The organism is Paraburkholderia sediminicola (assembly GCF_902859805.1).
GTDB lineage: Bacteria > Pseudomonadota > Gammaproteobacteria > Burkholderiales > Burkholderiaceae > Paraburkholderia > Paraburkholderia sediminicola.
On record NZ_CADIKC010000009.1, the window covers coordinates 129,363 to 147,193 of the forward strand.

The following is a 17,831-nucleotide window of genomic DNA, read 5'->3' on the forward strand; positions in this document are numbered from 1 at the left end:
GCATCTTTATCGCTGAATCAAACGAGGCGCGAGCAGACCTGGAACCGTTCCGGGTCTGCCTCTGTATGAACAACAGCATGCCAGCAAGTGACGAGCTACTGAACTGCGGTAGAAAGACAGGACGCGCTAAAACTTCTCCACCCAAGGTCGCAGTTCAACCTCCCATGTCCACGCACTACGATGCTGGCGATGGATATGGAGGTATTCCCTCGCGATGGCGTCAGGGTCCAACCATTTGTCCTCATGGCCGGCGTCGTCCGCTTGAGAACGGCTGCTCGCAATGCCGCCGTCGATCACGAAATGCGCGACATGGATATTTTTCGGCGCGAGTTCTCGCGCCATGGATTGGGCCATCCCACGCAACGCGAATTTGCCCATCGCAAATGGCGTTGAACCTGGTAGCCCTTTCACACTCGCCGTAGCGCCAGTCAGAAGGATGGTGCCGCTGCCACGCGCCTGCATTCGAATGGCAGCGGCCTGGGCTACGAGAAAGCCACCGATGGCGGTCACTTTCAGCGCATCTTCAAGCTTCTCCGGGTCGATGTCTTCGACTGCCGCGCGGTAGCGGCCACTCGCGTTGTACACAACGAGATCGGGCGTACCGAATGCGTCCTCTACGCGGTTAAAAAGTGCGGAGACGTCGTCCGATTGACTGGCGTCGCAACGTACGGGCAGAGCGCCCGTCTCGTCGACGAGCTCCGTCAGCTTGCTGGTATCGCGAGCCGCAAGTGCAACCTGCATGCCCTCTGCCGCGAACAGTCGCGCGAGCGAAGCACTCAATCCTTTTCCTGCGCCCACAATCAAAGCGGTCTCAGTTCGACTCACAATTCCTCCAGATTCAGCAGGGACTGGAACTGCTACGTAGGAGCTAAGTTAGCAATTCCAGCGTGTGTGTGACTGCATTCGTATTCGTACACCCTGACCTTTTAGCGGGCTGGGTTGCGGGATCCACGCTTCGTCATATTGTCTGCCGGCAACATGCCCGGCAACGCCTCAACAAAGAAATCCGCTTGCAATGCTGCGCCGGTCTGCACGTCGTACTGTGCGAAGTCGCGCACACCGGCGGCCAGCAGAACTTCGTCGTCGAGGAAGAAGTTTCCTGTGCACGCTTTGGACGGTCGCGTCAGGATGTAGTGGGCCGCATCGGCGACGATCTCAGGCGTGCGACACGCTGCAATCATGTCCTTGCCGCCAATTTCATTTTGCACGGCAGCGGTCGCGATGGCTGTTCGAGGCCATAGCGAATTGACGGCGACACCCCGGTCTCTGAACTCTCCGGCAAGCGCGAGTGTGAACAGGCTCATCGTGTATTTGGCAATGGTGTATGCCGGAAAATCGCTAAACCATTTCGCGTCCTGGACCAACGGAGGTGACAGCGTGAGGATGTGCGGGTTCGGCGCATTGAGGAGGTGCGGCAGGCACGCTTGCGCACATACGAACGTGCCTCTGCCGTTGACCCCGTGCATCAGGTCGTATCGTTTGACGGGTGTATCCAGCGTGCCAGTCAGTCGAATCGCGCTGGCATTGTTCACGAGGATGTCGATGCCGCCGAACAGAGCAACGGCCTCGGCGACGGCCGCTTTCACGCGCTCTTCGTCGCGAATATCCACAACGAGCGGGAGTGCCTTGCCGCCGGCAGCTTCAACAGCTGCAGCCGCCGTATGAATCGTGCCCTCGAGACGCGGGTCTGGCTCCGCAGTTTTGGCGCAAATCACGATATTCGCGCCGTCGCGTGCGGCTCTGAGTGCGATCGCGAGTCCGATGCCGCGACTGCCACCGGACATGAATAGTGTCTTGCCAGCAAGGCTCATGGTTGTCTCCTGATGATTTACAGCAGCATACGCTTCCGCCGTTTTTGGCGCGTAGGGAGGCGCTGCACCTTACGCGCCGCAAACCTCCTTCGGCATAGGGATTCCCGCGAACCCGCGAAGGGCGGGAGCGAGCCATTGTCTGGCATTTTGCAATTGTGATTTCACGCTATCGGTCTAGAAAAAAGATAGGTCAGATCTAAACTGCTATCGAGACTGTAGTGAGGTGAAGAAATGATGAAGCTTATGGAAGGTGCGGTGTTTCTGGGTGCGCTGATGCTGTACCTGGTGCCCGCAATGATTGCAGACGCTAGAGACCGCGAAGACGCCTTTGCGGTGACCATGGTGAACATCCTGCTCGGATGGACCGTTATCGGCTGGTTCGCGGCGCTAATATGGGCGCGGCATCCGGTCAGCGATCGCCGTCTGAAGCATTTCGCGAAGCGCGCACAACGCGCGGTTGCACGAGTCACTATCGATGCAATAGTTGCTCGCGCTGAAGGCCGCGCTGGGTCAATTCCGTTGTTCAACCCGCGGTTGGTGCCGGTAGTGGCGCGCATCGCAGCAAGCAGCCGTTACCAGCACAGAAGTTAGTCGGTGCCGTGGGCCGAGCGCGAATGGACGGTCCTGACACTCGGGAGACGGACGCTTTATTGCGCCTTGCTTTCAGACTTGCTTGTTGATCGACCGGGGCGTCAACGCTCTAGCCAATTGAAGTAATTTTTCTGGAGATTGAAATGGATATGCCTGTTACCGAAGAGCAAGTTGGTGCGCTTGCGTTCTATCTGTGGGAGAAAGAGGGGAGTCCCGAGGGACGTTCCCAGGAATATTGGGCAAAGGCACGCCAACAGCTAGGCGCAGATCGCGCACTCGCAGAATCGGATTGAGACGTTAGTTTGGTGTGACTTGGCAATTGCGTTCCTCGACGCAGGATTTTTCGTTGTGTGCAAAAATCGGCGCGCGCGACTTAAGGTCCATGCGGTTTTACGGCCAACAACAAGGACAGTTGGCCGTATCTAGCATCTATAAAGGTGACGAGGAGTAGACAATTGATTCAGCGTATCTCCGCTTTTTTCACTCAGGTGGTGCATCGGGTGTTGCCCGATCCCCTGATTTTCGCGATTTTGCTGACCGGCGTCACCTTCGCACTCGCGCTTGGTTTGACGCCGAAGGCGCCTGCCGACCTCGTGATGCTGTGGGGCTCCGGATTCTGGAACCTGCTCGCATTCTCGATGCAGATGGCGATGATTCTTGTAACGGGTCATGCGCTGGCTAGCTCGGCACCCGTCAAGCGAGTGCTTGTCGCGCTAGCGAGCTCTGCCCGCACGCCAGGTCAAGGTGTGATGCTGGTGGCGTTTGTGGGCGCCGTTGCCTGCGCCATCAATTGGGGATTCGGTCTCGTTCTGGGCGCGATGCTTGCACGCGAGGTTGCACGACGCGTCAAGGGAACCGACTATCGGCTGCTCGTGGCGAGTGCTTACATGGGTTTTCTGACCTGGCATGGTGGCTTGTCTGGCTCTGTGCCGCTCGTCGCCGCCACCAAGGGCAATCCGATGGAGAAGACCGTCGGTCTGATTCCGGTTTCGCACACCATCTTTACGGGCTACAACGCGTTTATCACCATCGGCCTCATTATTCTTTTGCCCATTCTGGCAAGGCTCATGATGCCGAAACCCCAAGACGTGGTCACGGTAGACCCGGCTCTATTGCAAGACCCGCCGAGTGTAGAGCGCAAGCTTGCTCCCGACGCGACGTTAGCTGAGCGAATGGAAGAAAGCCGTGTATTGGCGATCCTCGTCGCAGCACTCTGCGCCGTGTTCCTCGTCATCCGGTTCATCAACAAAGGGTTCGTGCTGGATATCGACACCGTCAACCTGGTGTTCCTCGCAGCGGGCATCGTTCTTCACAAGACCCCTATGGCGTATGCGCGTGCGGTAGCGGCGGCAGCGAAGGGCGCGTCCGGCATCATGATTCAGTTTCCGTTTTATGCCGGTATCCAGGCGTTGATGGACCACTCGGGCCTGGCGGGTGTCATTACGAAGTGGTTTGTCGATATCGCCAACGTCCACACGTTCCCGCTGCTCGCGTTCCTCAGCTCGGCACTGATCAACTTTGCCGTGCCATCCGGTGGCGGTCATTGGGTTGTGCAGGGCCCGTTTGTTATGCCGGCCGCGCAAGCGCTCGGCGCGGATCTCGGCAAATCTGCGATGGCGATTGCTTACGGTGAGGCCTGGACAAATATGGCGCAACCGTTCTGGGCGCTTCCGGCGCTTGCTATTGCAGGGTTGGGCGTGCGCGACATCATGGGCTACTGCGTCACGGCGCTTCTGTTCTCGGGCGTCATTTTTGTGGCCGGCATGTACCTGTTCTAACTTCCAGGAAACGGCGGTCCGTCCCGACGTGAGGGCGACCGCCACGCCCTACGTCTAACCGTGGCTATCGACCCACGCTCGGGCCCAGTCAAGTCCAGCGTGCTGGGCTTGCTCTTCGGTATCGAAATAGCCAAGGACGCCGGATGCTTCAACGAGCTTGTTGTTTCGCGTGATCGTGCCGCTTGCTGCGTACCGCTCCGGCTGGAGAACACCTTCCTGCTGCAGGATGGCGTGCCCCCACACGCTATAGCCGTTGTAGCTCGCCAATTCCATCAGCGGGTGACCTCAGCCGACATGCCACGAGAATCGACCCGAAGCACGTTTCCCTCGGGCGTGAACTGGCGCGGAATCGCCGACATATCGGGCTCGTCTGTCGGCGCGATCTTCTGCGCGTGGCTTTGCTTCGCGAGGAGCCTGGGTGCTGATGTCGGCGTGCGCCGCGCATGCACATTCACCGCGTGAGCAACTACAGGCCGATGAACCGCGAGCTTGTGTGCAGCGCCGACCCTGTGGGGAGCGGTTGCACGGGCCTCCGGCGGATTCCAGACTTCAGTGTAGCCAGCCGCGTACACGGCTGGCGTGAGCGTCGCCAACAGTACGGCTAATCCAATACGTTTCACGCTTTCTCCTTGCCTGCTTTCCGATGCAGCCATTCTTTGCAACCCACCCCTTGCCCGACGCAGCCGCCATCGCAGCCGGGACAATAATGCCGGTTCCGTATGTCAGCGTCGACGCGCCAGACATTGTCGTTCACTGGACTTGCTGTGCCCACTGCATTGCCGTTTTCGCAGGCATAGAAGGCCGGCTCCCCAGATTGTCCGCGGCTGACTGCATCGTCAATCGCCTTGTCGCCAAAGGCTGAGCGCAATTCAGCGATGAAGACGGCCATCTCAGGCATGGGATGGCTGGACCTGCGTACGTGTGCATCCATGGGCTATCCCGATTAAAAGTGCCAGTTCGTTGCTGTGAAACTGCGCCTGCAATACTGTATAAATATACAGGTTTTTCGTGCGGCGTGTCCATCGTTACTGCTCTGTGGCACCTGCGCAAATTGGGTTACCTTCCCATGTGCTGCCGGAGCGGGCTGAAAGGCCGGGATTGGCTCGCGAGTTTGAGGTCAAGCAACCGAACTGAGCAATGTGTTCAGTCATCTCACGAACGACGATGAATAAACAAAGCAATCACCGTATTAGCCATCACTTGCGCCTCGCGCTGCTGGTTGCTATCGCTGTCGGCTCGCTACCCGCTTCAGCGGCGAGCTTCGACTGCAATCGCGCGCGTCTGCCGGACGAAAAGGCGATATGCGCATCCCGGCAATTGAGCGAACTGGACGTCGAGATGTCGGTGCGCTACCAGATGCTGACGGGTCTTGTTGCCATGGGTACGCGCGGCGACATGGGGGACGAGCAACAGTCGTGGTTGAGCGCGAGGAAGAAATGCGGCGCGAACCAGGTTTGCCTGCTTGGCGCATATCGGCAGCGAATCCAGACGCTAAAGGACGAGTACGCCCGCCTGGCTAGCCGTGGGCCATTCTAGAAGCAGCGTGCTGCGTTATACTCACCTGATGGAAACGAATCCGACCTCGCTGAATCTGTATTGTTGGTGGCACGCCTGACCCAGGCGGCCCGTTTTCACACGTACATCTACAACGTGATGCCGCCAGTCCTGGCGGCATTTTTGTTTTTGCGCGCATGACTGGTGGTGTCCCCAAACACTGAGCTCACCATGCCGCAGGCGAAACAACCCGTTATCCTCACCGGCGACCGCACAACCGGTCCCTTGCACCTCGGTCACTACATCGGCTCGCTGCGCACCCGCGTGCAGCTCCAAAACGAAGCGCAGCAGTTTTTGCTTCTCGCCGATGCGCAGGCGATGACAGACAATGTCGGCCGCCACCAGAAGGTGACCGATAACGTCATCGAAGTCGCGCTGGACTATCTGGCTGTCGGTATCGACCCAGCCAAATCAACTATCGTCATCCAGTCGCAGGTGCCGGAGCTCGCGGAACTGACGCAGTATCTGCTCAATCTCGTGACCGTTGCGCGCCTCGAACGCAACCCGACCATCAAGGCGGAAATCGTGCTCCGCGGGTTCGAGCGGGATATCCCCGCCGGCTTCCTGACGTATCCGGTCAGTCAGGCCGCCGACATCACTGCGTTCAAGGCGACGCGCGTGCCTGTTGGTGACGATCAGTTGCCGATGATCGAACAAACCAACGAACTGGTGCGCCGTTTCAACAGCACGGTCGACAGGCAGGTGCTGGTCGAATGCGAAGCGGTGCTCTCGCACGTTGCGCGGCTGCCGGGCATCGATGGAAAGACCAAAATGAGCAAGTCGCTAGGCAACGCTATTACGCTTGGCGCGAGCCCGGACGAAATCACCAAGGCCGTGAACAACATGTACACCGACCCTAACCACCTGCGCGTCAGCGACCCGGGCCAGGTTGAAGGCAACGTCGTGTTCGCGTTTCTGGATGCGTTCGAACCGGACGTGCCGATGGTCGACGAACTCAAAGCACATTACCGCCGTGGCGGTCTGGGCGACAGCGTGGTCAAACGCGCGCTCAACGATCGGCTGCAGGCGATGCTCGCACCCATCCGGGAACGCCGCCAGGCGTTGGCGACCGACCGCGCGGAAGTGCTGAACGTTCTGCGTCGCGGGACCCTGCGCGCTCGGGAAGTGGCGGGTGCGACGGTGTCGGAGGTGAAGGGTGCGCTTGGTTTGAATTACTTCCAGAACTCACAGTAAAAGATCGGCAAGCCGCGCGGCTGCAAACCCGGCGCAGGCCGGGCGTCGCGCGGTCGCGCCAGCCCAGTCGCAGCTTTGGCGGGCAACGTGATGTATTGTCACAATCAGTTGATATACAGGACGGGCAATCCTCGAAGGAGATTGATTTGACCGTTCGAAAATCAACGTTGTACGTCGAGAATGCAACAAAGCATCCGTTTGAGAGCTGCTTCGTCGACCTTGGTGGGCACTCCGCAGAGCGGGCCCTCACTGTGCTCACTGCCGCAGTGCACGCGGCTCAACGTGAAATGAATGCTTTTGACTGGATTGCGGACGCGCTTCCCGGCGCGACGCTCAAACCGGCGCTGGCATTCGGCACCGTTGGCGAACTGTATCGGTCATACACGAGACCTGCCGAGCTGGGACGCCTGAAAGGGATATTGCGGTCCTGAGCAGGGCATTCCAATATGTCCCGCATTCCAACATAGGCGTCTATAGTGGAGTCATCGTCCCGCCAGGGGCGAGCTTACTTTTCTGGACCGACGCATTTGATGGGGGACGGCAATATGCCTGCTGATTCTGGTTTGGCTTACGAGCCGCAGGGACAAACACCCGGGTCATTGCTGACACTGGCTGGATATCTCGAACTCTCGCTCGACGAGGGAAAATGCCTTGTCATGATGCGCCACGGTACAGACGTCTGTGCTGTCTACATCGGCAACCCGGGGGACGAGGACAACCCGTTGACGGGTCACGGAACGATCGCAGCGGGTGTGGCTGACGAGATTCTCGAACTGACTCACGCCGGCTTGAACCGGATGACGGTCGGCGACCAGACATACCGGTTCGTTCGAAGCTTCACTCACATCGCAGACGTTGGAGCAGTGATATTTGCGCCAGCGTAGGCTTGTGAACATCTTTTCCTGCCGTTGCGGCGTCGCGCGCCGGTTCTGCCAACGCGTCCGTTTTCGTCTCCAGAAGCCCGGTGCCGAACCACTCCATTGTCTTCTGGAGGTGGGCGGCATACGAACGCATCTCTCGCGGCATGGTCTCACCTGTCAACGGTGAATGTTCCGCCGCAAATCAATCTGAATCAGGCCTCGATGCGTTCTACTTTTACTAAATGGCTATTCATTGTCTACGTTCTCGGTAGCGGGACACTGTATTCAATGGTCATCCTGCTCCTGTTCCCTTTCGTCGGCAGGGCTGGACGATACTGGCTGGCAAAACAATGGTGTCGTGCACTGGTGGCGGTGATGCGCTGGCTGCCGGGCGTCTCATGTTCGATAGAAGGGCTTGAACATCTTCCTGAAGGACCGGCGATATTGCTGTGCCGTCACGAATCGACCTGGGAGACGCTCGCATTTCTCGCGCTCTTTCCACGGCGCATCAGTTTTGTTTTCAAGGAAGAACTTCTTCGCATTCCGTTTTTTGGCTGGGTGCTGCGTGGTCTTGACATGGTCAGCCTGAACCGCGGCTCCGCCCGGCAGGCTCATCAGGCGGTGACGCAGGAAAGTGCGGAGAAGCTGGCGAAGGGGGATGTCATCGTCATTTTCCCGGAGGGCACGCGGGTGCCGCACGATGCCCCGTTGAGAATGACATCGGGAGGCGTTCGCCTGGCTTGCGCGACTGGCGTGCCTGCTGTTCCGGTGGTTCTCAACGCGGGCAAAGTCTGGCCGGCGAAAGGCTGGCCCAGCGGCCGTGGACAAATTCGTGTGGTTGTCGGCCCGGCATTCTCTCCTCGCGATCTGTCGCAGCAGGAACTGGGGCGAGCCGTCCACGAGTGGATGAAAGACGAACTGCTGCGGCTTTGATACCGTTCCGTCTGACTGACTGCAGGTTCGTTGTGTCGTGCTTCTTTACTTATCTTTGGCCCCATCCCCAGACCCCATCCGAAACACCGAGATCCCCTCCATAGGATCCAGTGTTTCGCGCCAGGGTGCACGCTCCAGCAAGCGGATCGTGTCTTCATAACCCACGGCCCAGCGTCGCTCGATGCCGCTCGACGAAAAATCGATATCCCTGTTCAAATCGTCGTTATCGAATGCTGGCGCGTCGAGTTCCAATACCTGCATTGTCGTGCCGCAGCCCCAGCCGAGGAGCGCCTGAACTTCCGGTGTATCGCGTTTCTCTTCAGGCACGTGCTGACTGAGTTCGCGAATCACGTGCCGCAGCCGGTGAATCTGCTTCTGTCGATCGAGATGGCTTTCCGCGCGACTCGAATACTGAATGTCGCGCTGCCGGCTCATGACCTGCAGGATGGACTCAGGCTCCGGACCGCTTGACGGCCACAACTGCACCGAAAAAATCACCGAGCTGCAGCGTGGCCGATCGTCGAGCACGGCTTCAAGCGGCGTGTTCGAATAGATGCCGCCGTCCCAGTACGATTCGCCTTCCAGTCGTACGGAAGGGAATCCGGGTGGAAAAGCGGCGGATGCCATCACATGCTCGACGTCCATTGGCGCGTCGCGATTAGTGAAATACCGCATACGTCCGCTGCAAACATTGACCGTGCCCACCGTCAGCCGCGTCGCTTTCTGATTCAGGTAATCGAAATCGATCAGTGAAGCCAGGGTTTCACGCAGAGGCTCGGTCGAATAGAACGCCGCCCGTTCCGGTCCAACGCGCGCCTGAATATTCGCCCATGACCCGGGTTGGGGAGTGAAGAACGACGGCACGCCTTGCGTGACGATCGCGAGATCGCGCGACCAGTTGGTGAGCCCGGGAAACAGCCAGCTTGCCGCATCGATGCCACGGCGCGCCACGCCGTTCCAGAACTGGGTTAATCGCGCAATGCGGTTCTCGGGCAGATTGCCTGCGATGATCGCGCCGTTTATCGCACCGATCGACGTGCCGATTACCCAGTCGGGTTTGACCTTGCGGTCATGCATCGCCTGATAGACACCGGCCTGGTACGCGCCGAGGGCGCCGCCTCCCTGAAACACGAGAACAACCTGTCCGGGAATGTCCGGAGCGGCCTCAGACTGGCCTGCCGCGTTAGCGTTGCGTTTGCCGTGCGTCTTGTTGCCCATTGCAGGTCTCCCGGACCAATGCCGCGGTGCCGGTGATTTTGCCACGGGTGGGGTTGACCTGACGCTGCGGTTTTCCCTTGTTACTGCTGCGGGGAGCTTGCGGGGGTTTCAGGACTCTGCTGCATGAAAGGCATCTAGCTTTACTGTCGGGGCGTGAAGGACTGGACCCGATTGCGTCCTGCACGTTTCGCGTCGTAGAGCGCCGCGTCCGCCGTCTGAACGAGTGCGTTGGGCGTGCTCAGTGTGCTCAACGTGTTCTGCCCGTTCGTCGCGCACCCGGCGCTGATGGTGACCTGGCCGCCAGGAATTGGCGCCGTCAGGCCCAACTGCACGATGGCGAGCCGGGCCTGCTCGGCAATGACCGATGCTTCGTCCGATCCCGTGTTGGGTAACACCACGGCGAACTCTTCGCCACCGTAACGGGCGACGAAATCGCCCGGCCGGCGTGCTGTTCCTGCGAGCGCTTTCGCAATCTCGCTCAGGCAGGCGTCGCCGCGAAGATGGCCGAAGGCGTCGTTGTAATCCTTGAAATTGTCGACATCGATCATGACGAGCGAAAGCGGCTGACCGTTGCGCGTGGCACGGTCGAATTCCCTGCGAAACTGGTCGTCAAAATAGCTACGGTTATAGACGCGTGTCAGGGCGTCGCGTGTGGACGTATGCAAAAGTGAAGCGTGCGCCTCGGACAATTCGCGGTAGAGCGCGGTCACTTCCCAGACCAGCAAACATACCAGCACGCCGGGCGCCAGCATGCTGAAAACCCGGGCGACATACCAGCCAAGGGTGAACTGAACCATGCTCAACAGATTCAGGCTGGCGTCCGCAAGCGAGGCGAGCAGGGCAATCGTGACCCATAGATCGAGCACGGTCCGCAGGCGCCCTTTGAGCAGAACCACGGCGATCGCGAGCGCGTCAAGCGAGCAGATGACGAGTCCGATGCGGCCGCCTGAAACGGCGTTTGTCTCGGAAGCCGCATGAAAAGGCGCGGACAGGTTCGCATGAATGGCGAAGACACCAAGCGCTGCGGCAAGCGCAGTGGGAACACCGATTAACGCCCAGGTCCAGACATCGATGCGAGGCAGCCCGATCGGCTTGCTCGGGAGGCGGTCGCGTATGAGTGCCGCCAGAATAACGAGCAGCGGAAATCCTGCATGCCAGAAGACCCACATCCACGCCGCGCTCTGAGGCCCGGCGCCGAACAGGCCGGTGCGCGTGAAAACGCCAGGGAACATCAGCAGTTGCAATGCGACGGTAATCGCCGTGAATGCGTATGCACCGCCCAGTGCGCCGAGCATGGGTTGTTGCGTCACGCTGAAGCGGGCGCCGAGAAGAAACGCGGCGATTCCCGACGTGGTGAACACCGTCAGCGCACACATCGGCATGAAAGGCGTGATTGCCGGCAACGGCTGGTGCGCACGCTGACCGGCAATCGCGAATGTGAGCAGAACGAGCAACGCACATGTACCTGCAAAAACGGCCTGTTTGCGTGTTGCGGGCCCTATAAGCAAGCTGTCCATTCTGACCTGTCTGGTTGGTGTTCTGGTCGTCTCAGTGCATTCGTGTCGCCAAAGGCACGACGCATATGCCGTGCCTGACGATAATATCGCGGAGCCTTCCATGGACCACGTTGATGCTTTACCAGCAAGACGTGATGGAGCGTCGCAGCCGGTCGCAACCTATTGTCCTACAGATCGGCCCCGATAATCGAGTTGTCAGCGTTTGCGATAGTGCTCGGCCATATGGTCGACGAAAGCTCGCACCTTGGGCGCGACATACCGCGTTTGCGGGTAGAGCGCGTAGTAGTGGCGCGCGCCGAGAGAGTAGCCGGGCAGGAGGTGGACGAGGTGGCCGCGAGCCAGATCGGTCTGAACGGTATGTCGCGTGAAAGCGGCGATGCCCGCACCGGCGAGCGCAGCGGAGTAAAGCGCGGTGATCGCGTCGAAAGTCAGGCGGCCGTTCAGTTCAACGTGAGCCGGTGCGCCTCGCCCGGAGGTCAACACCCAGTGGTCCGCGGCATGGGTGCCGGAAAAGGTCAACAACTCGTGTTTGGCGAGTTGCTGGGGTGTGCGCGGCAACCCGTGTTGTGCCACATAGGCGGGTGACGCGACGAGGACGATGTCCGATACCGCCAGCGTCCGGGCAACCAGGCTGGTGTCGGCCAATGGCCCGCTGATCCGCAGCGCAACATCGAAACCCTCGGCCACGAGATCGACAAACTGATCGCTGCAAGACAGCTCGAGTTGGAGGTCAGGGTAATGTTTCTGGAACGCCGGAAGCCAATCCGCCAGTTCAAGCGTGCCAATGGCAAGCGGCACGCTGACGCGCAACCGGCCGGCCACCGTTTGATGCTCACCGGCCATCGCCTCGGTTGCCGCATCGACACGCTCCAGAATGTCGACGCTGGCCGCGAAGTAACGCTCGCCCGCAGCGGTGAGCGCAAATTGCCGCGTGTTACGGTTGATCAACTGGACACCGAGCGTGGCTTCGAGCTGTTTCAGTTGGCGTGATACGGTCGAATGAGAAGTGCCGAGCCGTTCGGCCGCAGCGGAAAACCCTTTGGCATCCACGATGCTGCGGAAGACCCGCATGGCGAGCAGTTGATCCATGAATCGAGCCCGTTGTCGAAGCATCGGATGCTATCACGACGCTGCAGCCGAACCGGATGGCGTTGCGCCGCACACTTCGGCTGCAAGAGGCGCGTTATGAAGTCAGCGACAGTACATCCCGCGTATTCACCACGGAGCCAAAGGTATCCGCGATCTCGGCTAACGCGGACAGGTGCAACACGTCGTGCGGGACGCCATACGTGTCGTTGAACTCGATGTCGCGGGTCGCGCACGCGTCGGCCACCACCACAACTTCAAAGCCCGCAGGCGCGGCATCACGCGCAGCGCCGGCAACACAGGCGTGTGTCATCAGACCGCACAACACGAGGTGAGTCACGCCATCGGCTTTCAGCGTCTGCGCGAGATCGGTGCTGGCAAACACACTCACGGAAGTCTTGTTGATCAGCAGATGGCTCGGTCCTGGTTGGATATCGGAACAGATTTCAGCATTCCGGCTATTAGCGGCAAACAACGGCGACTCCGCCGGCGCGATGTGCTGCACGTGCACGACTTTCCAGCCATGACGATCGGCGTAATCGACGAGGGCACGCGCATTCTGCAGCGCATTCATGCCGTTGGGAATCGGCAACGAACCTGTGAAATATGCGTTCTGGAAGTCAATCACCAGCAACGCGGTGGTGCGGGCCGGCAACGAATCTGGCGTATCCGCGCCGAGGATGCTACGCAGTGTGCGCTTCGACATGATGAGGTTCCTTTCGATGGACTGGAAAGGAACGAAGTCTAGGGACCGCAGCCTGTCGCTACAACGCCGTGCGCGTCACAAGTTCTGTGCATGACGTGCACAGGTCATACGCCGTCAAGGTCCGGCCAGAGCAACAGGAATGCATTCGCCGACCTGTTCGCGTCATGAAATCCGGCAGCACGCCTTACGCGTATGCCGCATGCATTTACGTGTCTTGCTGGGGTTCGGTTGTCACGACCAGCCCCGCCTCGTAGGCGAAGCGAAACAGATCGGCATCGCGTTCAATGCCGAGCTTGCGCATCGCGCTCATCTTCTGTGAGCTGATCGTCTGCTTGGTGCGATGCAACTGGCTCGCGATTTCGTTGATCGACAGGCCCGACACATAGAGCCGAACGACTTCCGCCTCGCGCTTGGTCAATTGCCGCACGCTTGTTTCGCTCATCCGGCCATGGGCGGTGGCAGCATCCTGCGTCTGGGTGGTCGGAGAAAAATAGGCTGAGCCCGCATACACCGTGTGAATGGCCGAAATCAGATGACCCACGTCGTCTATCTTGTTGAGCACCGAGCGGATGCCGAGCTTCGACATCTCCTGCACCATTGCAGGGTTGCTGATCGTGGTGAAAACGATGATCTTGAGGTCGGGGTAGCGGCGCCGCAGAAATGACAGCAAGGTTATGCCGTCACCGAACTCGCCGCCCGGCATGGCGTAGTCGGTGACGAGAATGTCACACGGCACGCGCGATAACAGCTCGACGATTTCGGTCGAATTGCGCGCGGTACCCGCCACATTGAGCGTGTGAATGCCGGACAGTTCGTGTTTAATGCCGGCGATTAGCGCGGGGTGGTCGTCTGCCAGCACAAGATTGATTTTCATGGGTGACGTGGCCGGGTGGCGTTGGGCGACGGTTTACCGTCAGCAGTCGGGAACATAGGCAGAATTTAGCCGATCCTGTTGCGCTGCGATGTCTGACCCGTCTGTAGTGATGCGTTATTTACATCAGACTAGTCATATATTACGCAATCTGGCGCTTGTCCGGTCTGCTTCCCTGTCGGCCGGCTCCCGTTTGGGCAGCGAGTCGATACATAATCCGGTCAAACGCAGCCGCGTGCGTCGCCATGTCGCCGCGTACTCCATCCACCGTCAACGGAGTTTCGTGCACCTATGCCCCAAACCCTCCAGCGTGGTGTGCTTGGCCGGCTGCGGCGCTACCAGCGCCTGCTGATGTTCGGTGGCGGCATGGTCATCACGGCGGTCGTTCTGCTCGCAGCCGTTCTTGATACCGTGTCGACCGTGCGTGCGCACATTGTCAATGAGCGGCAGGCGTTTCTCGTCGACAGAAGCCTCGTGATGAACGAGATCCAGGCAAGCGAAGGCTCGTTCCGCAACGGCCTGATCAACGCTGAACTGATCTGGAGCGAGCCGCCCTCGGTCGATTCCGCGCTCGTCGAGCGCTTTCACGCGGGTGGCGATGAGATGGTGCTCCAGCCGTTTCCCACGCTGCGCTCACAACTCATATTCGGCGCGCCGGGCAATCCACCGTCCTATTCGGAAATCGACCGCTTTCTTGGCCTGGCCACGCAGCTCGCGCGCAGCAGCACGGCGAATTCGCTGCAGCGCGGACGGCAGCTCAGCGGCTACTACTACAACGTGAAGCGCGATCTGGCCGCGCTGATTCCAGCGCCTTCGCCGCGCGACGCGCGCATGGCCGCGGTACTGACGGACCGCCGCAAGCTGATGGATGCATTGACCAACGATCTCGGCGAGCTGATGAACAATCCGGTCGACGACTCGCTCACCCAGCGCCGCCCCGTGCGCTGGATGCCGCCGTCGATCAATCCGCTCACCGGCACCGTTTCGGTACGGCTTGCTGCACCTGCGTTCGATCACGGCAAGCCGTTCGCCGTGCTGGTCACCGAATACGAACCACAGGCGCTGACCGCGCCGCTTTCGGTAGACCGCTTCGACGGCACTTTTCTGATCGTGTCGGCCGAGGGCCAGCTGATTGCGACTGCGGCGCAGCATGAACCGGAGCAGGCGTTGATCGATAGCGTGCTTAAGTCGAGCGTCTCGCAGAAGACGGGCAGTTCCCCCCGCGAGTCCTACCGCGGCGGCATCTTCACGATCCGTGACCAGTTGGGCGACACGGGGTGGACGCTGGTCTACGCGTTTTCGTGGCGCAACATTGCGTCCGGTGTCGCGGTCCAGATCGGTACGGCCGCCAGCACCACCGTCGCGATTCTCGTCGTGCTGTGGGTGTTGCTTTTCATGTTCAACCGGCGCGTCTTCGTGCCGGTGTTCGAACGTTCGCGGCGCGTATTCGAGAGCGAACATCTGAGCCGCACGCTGATCGAGACAGCGCCCGTCGGGCTCGGCTTGATCTCGACCGGCACGGGTGTGCCGCTCCTGCGCAGCCCGGTGATGGTGGCGATGGCATCGCGTGTCGTAGTGGATGCCCCAACGCTGTCGGCGGAACTCGTGCGCCGTCACGCACTCCGTGCGCAAGAGGGTGTGTCGCACACAGAGCGTGACGTTGTCCATGACGATATCGCGTTGCCGACGCGCGAAGGCGGCCAGGTGGACCTGGCAGTCAGTCTTGCCCCCGCACGTTACCAGGGCGAGGACGTGCTCGTGACCGCGTTCACGGACATCACGGCAAAGAAGCTGCTCGAACAGCAATTGCGTGACGCGAAGCGCGCAGCGGATTCGGCGAATGTCGCGAAGTCCGCATTTCTGGCGGCGATGAGCCATGAGATCCGCACGCCGCTCAACGCGATTCTCGGCAATCTCGAACTGCTCGCGCATTCGCCGCTCAACGCGGTGCAAAAGGACCGGCTGACGACGATCCGCACGTCGTCGGACGGGTTGCTGGCAATCATCAGCGACGTTCTCGACTTCTCGAAGATCGAAGCAGGGGAGATGCTGCTTGAGCAGATCGAATTCGACGTCGTCGAAGTCGCCGGGCGCGCGCTGACGATTTTCGCGCCGCTCGCGCATGCCAAAGGTGTACAGCTCTACGGTGTGTTCGACACGGCGAGCGCACAGCCCATGCGAGGGGACCCGGTTCGCCTCGGGCAGGTCCTGCACAACCTGCTCAGCAACGCGATCAAATTCACGCGTGTGGGCAAGGTGACGTTGAGGGTGTCCGTAGAGGAGCAACACAGCGATGCGGCGGCCGTCGTCGTGGCGATCGAAGATACCGGCATCGGTATGTCGCCCGAACAGCAGCGCGGGCTCTTCCAGGCGTTCTCGCAAGCCGATACGTCGATCAACCGGCGCTTCGGCGGCACGGGGCTCGGCCTCGCACTCTGCCGCCGTCTGCTTGACGCGATGGGTGGCACCATCGAGGTCGCGAGCGAACCGCACGTCGGCAGCCGCTTCACGGTGCGGCTGCCGCTTGACGATCACTATCCAGCCGCCCCTCAACCGGCGATGTTTGCGGGCGAGCTGCTCATTTTCCTGTCGTCCACTGACGAATGGCGGGCGTTCGCGGAGCCGCATTTCGCTGCATGGGGGCTGCGCGTTCAGGCGTATCGACACCCGGCACTCGTCGACGAGGCAACGCTGGATGCCGCCCGGGCGCTGATTATCTGCGGCGAGCACGATACGTGGCATCCCGTCGAGGAAAACCGCCTGGTGGAAGGTGCGGCGTGGGTGGTCGATTGTCATCGCGACGGTCCCGCTCAACCGGTGCGCACGGGGCGGATCGTGAGCGTCTCGTGTTATTCGCTGAAGGGTCTTGAAGCGGCACTGCGTCTGGCTTTACGCGGCGAGGCACCGGCTGTGCCTCGCCGCGCCGATGCGCGAGCAACCGACGGCGCGCCGCCGACCATGCCACGCCGGCTGCGCGTGCTGGTAGCCGAAGACAATGCAGTCAACCAGCAACTCTTCGCCGAACAGTTGGCGATGCTTGGTTGCGAGGCGCGTGTCGTGGATCGTGGGGCGGTTGCACTCGACGTGCTGTCTGAGGGCCACTGGGATGTCCTGCTCACCGATCTCAGCATGCCGGAGATGAGCGGCTACGAACTGGCGGAGACCGTCCACGCGCGCTGGCCGATGCTGCCGATCATGGCGGTTACCGCGCATGTCACCATCGAGGAGCGTGCGCGCTGTGAGGCAGCCGGTATGCAGCAGGTGCTGACCAAGCCTCTTTCGCTCGGGCAACTGGCTGACGTCCTGCTCGTTGTTGCCGGCACGGTGCAAGCGAGTGTTGCGGAACCCGTCGAGGACCGGCAGTCGATGCTCGGCGGCAAGCCGATTCCCGCGCATCTGCGTGAGACCTTCACGGAATCGTGTGCGGCATCGCTCGCGGCGATCCGCGCGGCTCAGATGAACGAAGATGTCACGGGCGTGCTCGCTGAACTGCATTCGCTCAAAGGCGCGCTGGGCGTGTTCGGACAGAAGCCGCTTGCGCTGCGGTGCGGGGAGATCGAGCTACGAGTCAAACAGGACGGAATCGCCGGTCTGGGCGAAACGTTTGCACAGTTTGAGGCGGCTGTGGGGACCTTGATCTCGAACTAGGCGGGGCGTGCAAACGCGTACGAGCAATTGCAAGCGCTCGCAAACGCATACAAGCGCGTGCCTC

At 60.4% G+C, this 17,831-nt stretch carries 19 protein-coding genes; 9 read left to right on the top strand and 10 right to left on the bottom strand.

Annotated elements, in window-relative coordinates; translation table 11 throughout:
• Positions 1-126: 126 nt before the first annotated feature.
• The gene (locus tag R8871_RS27675) at positions 127-825 is read right to left on the bottom strand and encodes an SDR family NAD(P)-dependent oxidoreductase (RefSeq protein WP_217468918.1); all 699 of its coding nucleotides are present in this window, start codon (positions 823-825) and stop codon (positions 127-129) included.
• 101 nt (positions 826-926) lie between these two features.
• Positions 927-1,811, bottom strand: coding sequence for an SDR family oxidoreductase (locus tag R8871_RS27680; protein WP_175053323.1), 885 nt, complete (start codon positions 1,809-1,811; stop codon positions 927-929).
• 231 nt (positions 1,812-2,042) lie between these two features.
• Between R8871_RS27680 and R8871_RS27685 the strand changes: the two genes are divergently transcribed.
• The 3 genes from R8871_RS27685 to R8871_RS27695 all read left to right on the top strand — a co-directional run bounded on the left by R8871_RS27685 (position 2,043) and on the right by R8871_RS27695 (position 4,180).
• Positions 2,043-2,402 carry a superinfection immunity protein gene (locus R8871_RS27685; RefSeq protein WP_175053324.1) on the top strand — a complete coding sequence of 120 codons (360 nt, stop codon included), beginning with the start codon at positions 2,043-2,045 and terminating at the stop codon, positions 2,400-2,402.
• 149 nt (positions 2,403-2,551) lie between these two features.
• Complete coding sequence (locus R8871_RS27690; RefSeq protein WP_246287805.1) at positions 2,552-2,695, top strand: DUF2934 domain-containing protein; 144 nt, start codon at positions 2,552-2,554, stop codon at positions 2,693-2,695.
• 162 nt (positions 2,696-2,857) lie between these two features.
• Positions 2,858-4,180: a TIGR00366 family protein gene (locus tag R8871_RS27695; protein ID WP_175053326.1), complete on the top strand. Its 1,323-nt coding sequence runs from the start codon at positions 2,858-2,860 to the stop codon at positions 4,178-4,180.
• A 54-nt stretch (positions 4,181-4,234) separates the two neighbouring features.
• On the opposite strand, the gene R8871_RS27700 is transcribed toward R8871_RS27695, so the two are convergent.
• From R8871_RS27700 to R8871_RS27710, 3 genes are read right to left on the bottom strand one after another with little or no spacing between them, the layout of a single operon-like run.
• Complete coding sequence (locus R8871_RS27700) at positions 4,235-4,453, bottom strand: hypothetical protein (RefSeq protein WP_175053327.1); 219 nt, start codon at positions 4,451-4,453, stop codon at positions 4,235-4,237.
• Entirely contained in the window at positions 4,453-4,800 is a 348-nt protein-coding gene (locus R8871_RS27705; RefSeq protein ID WP_175053328.1) for a hypothetical protein, read from the bottom strand. Before R8871_RS27705 ends, R8871_RS27700 begins: the two co-directional genes overlap by 1 nt.
• Positions 4,797-5,111: a hypothetical protein gene (locus tag R8871_RS27710; RefSeq protein WP_175053329.1), complete on the bottom strand. Its 315-nt coding sequence runs from the start codon at positions 5,109-5,111 to the stop codon at positions 4,797-4,799. Before R8871_RS27710 ends, R8871_RS27705 begins: the two co-directional genes overlap by 4 nt.
• A 233-nt stretch (positions 5,112-5,344) precedes the next feature.
• Between R8871_RS27710 and R8871_RS27715 the strand changes: the two genes are divergently transcribed.
• The 5 genes from R8871_RS27715 (at position 5,345) to R8871_RS27735 (ending at position 8,721) form a co-directional block, all read left to right on the top strand.
• On the top strand, positions 5,345-5,716 hold the full coding sequence (locus R8871_RS27715) for a lysozyme inhibitor LprI family protein (protein WP_175053330.1): 372 nt from the start codon (positions 5,345-5,347) through the stop codon (positions 5,714-5,716).
• Positions 5,717-5,905: 189 nt separating this feature from the next.
• Positions 5,906-6,928, top strand: coding sequence for a tryptophan--tRNA ligase (gene trpS, locus R8871_RS27720; protein ID WP_175053331.1), 1,023 nt, complete (start codon positions 5,906-5,908; stop codon positions 6,926-6,928).
• Between the two features lie 146 nt (positions 6,929-7,074).
• Complete coding sequence (locus R8871_RS27725) at positions 7,075-7,359, top strand: hypothetical protein (RefSeq protein ID WP_175053332.1); 285 nt, start codon at positions 7,075-7,077, stop codon at positions 7,357-7,359.
• A gap of 114 nt (positions 7,360-7,473) precedes the next feature.
• On the top strand, positions 7,474-7,812 hold the full coding sequence (locus tag R8871_RS27730; protein WP_175053333.1) for a hypothetical protein: 339 nt from the start codon (positions 7,474-7,476) through the stop codon (positions 7,810-7,812).
• A gap of 198 nt (positions 7,813-8,010) precedes the next feature.
• On the top strand, positions 8,011-8,721 hold the full coding sequence (locus tag R8871_RS27735) for a lysophospholipid acyltransferase family protein (RefSeq protein WP_054039977.1): 711 nt from the start codon (positions 8,011-8,013) through the stop codon (positions 8,719-8,721).
• Between the two features lie 45 nt (positions 8,722-8,766).
• Here R8871_RS27735 and R8871_RS27740 read toward each other — a convergent pair whose 3' ends face one another.
• From R8871_RS27740 to R8871_RS27760, 5 genes are all read right to left on the bottom strand, one after another.
• Complete coding sequence (locus tag R8871_RS27740) at positions 8,767-9,939, bottom strand: patatin-like phospholipase family protein (protein ID WP_175053334.1); 1,173 nt, start codon at positions 9,937-9,939, stop codon at positions 8,767-8,769.
• A gap of 140 nt (positions 9,940-10,079) precedes the next feature.
• Positions 10,080-11,456 carry a sensor domain-containing diguanylate cyclase gene (locus R8871_RS27745; protein WP_175053335.1) on the bottom strand — a complete coding sequence of 459 codons (1,377 nt, stop codon included), beginning with the start codon at positions 11,454-11,456 and terminating at the stop codon, positions 10,080-10,082.
• A gap of 195 nt (positions 11,457-11,651) precedes the next feature.
• The gene (locus R8871_RS27750) at positions 11,652-12,545 is read right to left on the bottom strand and encodes a LysR family transcriptional regulator (RefSeq protein WP_175053336.1); all 894 of its coding nucleotides are present in this window, start codon (positions 12,543-12,545) and stop codon (positions 11,652-11,654) included.
• A 94-nt stretch (positions 12,546-12,639) separates the two neighbouring features.
• Positions 12,640-13,248: an isochorismatase family protein gene (locus R8871_RS27755; RefSeq protein ID WP_175053337.1), complete on the bottom strand. Its 609-nt coding sequence runs from the start codon at positions 13,246-13,248 to the stop codon at positions 12,640-12,642.
• 205 nt (positions 13,249-13,453) lie between these two features.
• On the bottom strand, positions 13,454-14,122 hold the full coding sequence (locus R8871_RS27760; RefSeq protein ID WP_175053338.1) for a response regulator transcription factor: 669 nt from the start codon (positions 14,120-14,122) through the stop codon (positions 13,454-13,456).
• Between the two features lie 288 nt (positions 14,123-14,410).
• On the opposite strand from R8871_RS27760, the gene R8871_RS27765 reads away from it, so the two are divergent.
• The gene (locus tag R8871_RS27765) at positions 14,411-17,767 is read left to right on the top strand and encodes a hybrid sensor histidine kinase/response regulator (RefSeq protein WP_175053339.1); all 3,357 of its coding nucleotides are present in this window, start codon (positions 14,411-14,413) and stop codon (positions 17,765-17,767) included.
• Positions 17,768-17,831 lie beyond the last annotated feature (64 nt).